The organism is Microbacterium sp. UBA3486, from assembly GCF_002377845.1.
Classification (GTDB): Bacteria; Actinomycetota; Actinomycetes; order Actinomycetales; family Microbacteriaceae; genus Microbacterium; species Microbacterium maritypicum_A.
Genome location: NZ_DFQP01000099.1, coordinates 1 through 3,072, shown reverse-complemented (window position 1 = coordinate 3,072; position 3,072 = coordinate 1). Strand labels below are relative to the sequence as shown.

General features: G+C 70.6%; 3 protein-coding genes. 1 reads left to right on the top strand and 2 read right to left on the bottom strand.

Annotation, left to right across the window (positions count from 1 at the left end):
- Nucleotides 1-28: 28 nt before the first annotated feature.
- Nucleotides 29-1,747, bottom strand: a complete 1,719-nt coding sequence (locus B2869_RS15180; protein WP_292768325.1) for an acetyl/propionyl/methylcrotonyl-CoA carboxylase subunit alpha — start codon at nt 1,745-1,747, stop codon at nt 29-31.
- A 78-nt stretch (nt 1,748-1,825) separates the two neighbouring features.
- Nucleotides 1,826-2,464 (bottom strand): Maf family protein, encoded by a 639-nt coding sequence (locus tag B2869_RS15175; protein WP_031207282.1) that lies wholly within the window; start codon nt 2,462-2,464, stop codon nt 1,826-1,828.
- A gap of 23 nt (nt 2,465-2,487) precedes the next feature.
- On the opposite strand from B2869_RS15175, the gene B2869_RS15170 reads away from it, so the two are divergent.
- Nucleotides 2,488-3,072: TRAM domain-containing protein (locus B2869_RS15170; protein WP_349678064.1), on the top strand; the 585-nt coding region annotated here is incomplete at its 3' end.

Sequence of the window (3,072 nt, the reverse complement as noted above, 5' to 3'; positions counted from 1 at the left end):
GGGGCGCCCTTTCCGCTGATGCCGGGTGTCAGCTGATCGTGAGCAGCTGGTGTCCTGCGGAGACCGTGGCGCCGGCATCCGCGTTGATGTTGCCGACCACGCCGTCCTTGTGCGCCTGCAGCGGCTGCTCCATCTTCATGGCTTCGAGCACGACCACCAGGTCGCCCTTGACGACCTGCTGTCCGTCGGCGACGGCGATCTTGACGACGGTCGCCTGCATGGGCGACTTCACCGCGTCGCCGGAGGCCCCGGCGTTGGCGGTGGTGGCGTGGCTGCGGCGCGACGGCGGAACCGCTGCCGGGCGTCCGGCGGTGCCGGCGGCGACGGCGACGCGGTCGGGGAGGCTCACCTCGAGGCGCTTGCCGGAGACCTCGACGACCACGGTGTGACGTGCTTCGGCGGAGGTCGGTGCTTCGAGCTCCCCGTCCCACGCGGGGATGTCGTTGACGAACTCGGTCTCGATCCAGCGGGTGAAGATCCCGAACTCGCCGTCCTCCGCCGTGAACGCGGGATCGCGCACGACCTTGCGGTGGAACGGGATGACGGTGGGGAGACCGGCGACCTCGAACTCATCGAGTGCGCGGCGCGAGCGCTCCAGCGCTTCCGCCCTGTCCTTGCCCGTCACGATAATCTTCGCGAGCAGGGAGTCGAAGGAGCCGGACACCGAGTCGCCGGCGGTGACGCCGGAGTCGAGACGGATGCCGGGGCCTCCGAAGGTCTTGAAGACGTGGATCGGGCCGGGCTGGGGCAGGAATCCGCGACCGGGGTCCTCGCCGTTGATGCGGAACTCGANNGCGATGCGGAACTGCTCGCGCACCAGATCGATACCGGTGACCTCTTCGGAGACCGGGTGCTCGACCTGCAGGCGCGTGTTCACCTCGAGGAATGAGACCGTGCCGTCGGCGCCGATGAGGAACTCGCAGGTGCCGGCACCGACGTATCCGACCTCCTTAAGGATGGCCTTCGATGCCGAGTAGAGCAGCTCGTTCTGCTCCTCCGTGAGGAACGGGGCCGGTGCCTCTTCGACGAGCTTCTGGTGGCGGCGCTGCAGCGAGCAGTCGCGCGTCGAGATGACGACGACGTTTCCTGCGGCATCGGCCAGACACTGGGTCTCGACGTGACGCGGCTTGTCGAGGGACTTCTCGACGAAGCACTCGCCGCGGCCGAAGGCGGCGACGGCCTCGCGGGTGGCGGATTCGAAGAGCTCTGCGACCTCGTCGAGCTCGCGGGCGACCTTGAGGCCGCGTCCGCCGCCGCCGTAGGCGGCCTTGATGGCGATCGGGAGGCCGAACTCCTTCGCGAAGGCGATGACCTCATCGGCGCCTTCGACGGGGCCGGGGGTGCCGGGAGCGAGAGGCGCGCCGACCTTCTCCGCGACGTGACGCGCGGTCACCTTGTCCCCGAGAGCCTCGATGGCCTCCGGAGACGGGCCGATCCAGGTCATCCCCGCCTCGATGATCGCGCGTGCGAACTCGGCGTTCTCGGCGAGGAACCCGTAGCCGGGGTGCACGGCGTCGGCACCGGCGCGGCGGGCGATGGAGAGGATCTTCTCGATCTGGAGGTAGGTCTCCGCGCTGGTCGAGCCGCCGAGAGCGTAGGCCTCGTCGGCGAGCCGGGTGTGCAGGGCATCCCGGTCCTGGTCGGCGTAGACGGCGACCGAGGCGATCCCGGAGTCGCGGGCGGCGCGGATGATGCGGACGGCGATCTCGCCGCGGTTGGCGATGAGCACCTTGGCGATAGCAGGCATGCTTGCCAGCCTAGCGAGAACGACCCCGATCCCTTTGACGACTCCCCACAAGAAAGTCGGGAAAACGTGGAGGGGAGTCTACGACCAGAGGTCGGTCCAACGGACACCGAGCTCGGTGGCGAGACGGCGGACGGTCGACAGGGACATGCCGACGACCGTCGAAGGATCGCCGTCCACCCGGGTGATGAACGCCCCGCCCAGGCTGTCGACGGTGAAGGCTCCCGCCACGAGGAGCGGCTCTCCGGAGGCGACGTACGCGGCGATCTCGGCGTCGCTCACGTCGTCGGCGAACGTCACGGCGGCCGCGGCGACCGCGGTGGCCTCTTTAGGCTCGGCGTCGGGGGAGACCCGGAACACCGAGTGCCCGGAATGCAGGATGCCGGTCTCGCCGCGCATCTCCTGCCAGCGCCTGGTCGCCTCCTCGGCGGTGTACGGCTTGCCGTAGACCCGCCCGCCGAGCGCGAACATCGAATCCCCCCCGATCACCAGACCGTCGAAGGTCCCGTCCGCAGCAAGGCTCCGTGCGACGGCGGCCGCCTTCGCACGGGCGAGCAGAAGCACCAGTTCCTCGGGCGCGAGGGGGGCGCCCCGCTTCTCCTCCTCGGCGGCGGCGACCGCATCCTCATCGACGTCCGGCGACACCGTGAGCGGTTCGATTCCCGCCTGCCGGAGCAGCATGAGTCGGGCGGGCGAGGTGGAGGCGAGGCAGACGCGCATGTCCACCACCGTATCCTCGAAGAATGACTTCCTCCCCAGCCGACGTGCTCGAACTCGACATCACCGGCATCGCGCACGGGGGCACGTTCATCGCCCGCCACGAGGGACGCGTGGTCTTCGTCTCCGACGCGATCCCCGGAGAGCGGGTCCGTGCCCGGCTGATCGCCCCGCAGGAGGGGGCGGACGCCTCGACCCGCAGCTTCTGGCGGGCCGAGACCATCGAGGTGCTGGAGGCGTCGGAGCACCGCCGCCCGCACGTGTGGGCGGAAGCCGACGTGTCGCGGGACCCGGCCGACCGCCCCGGTGGCGCCGACCTCGGCCACATCGACATCGACCACCAGCGTGAGCTCAAGCAGCGTGTGCTGACCGAGGCGCTGGAGCGTTTCGCAGGCAGCGGTCTGGTCGCCCCCGAGATCGAGTCGGTGGAGTCGGGCGACGGTCTCGGATGGCGCACACGCGTCACCCTGCACGTCGACGACACGGGAGTCGCCGGTCCGTTCGCCGCGCGCAGCCACCGCGTCGTCCCCGTGACCTCGCATCCGCTGGCCAGGCCCGCGATCGCCGAAGCGGCGCCCCCGCCCCCGGGGGGGGGCCCCCGCCGCCCCCCC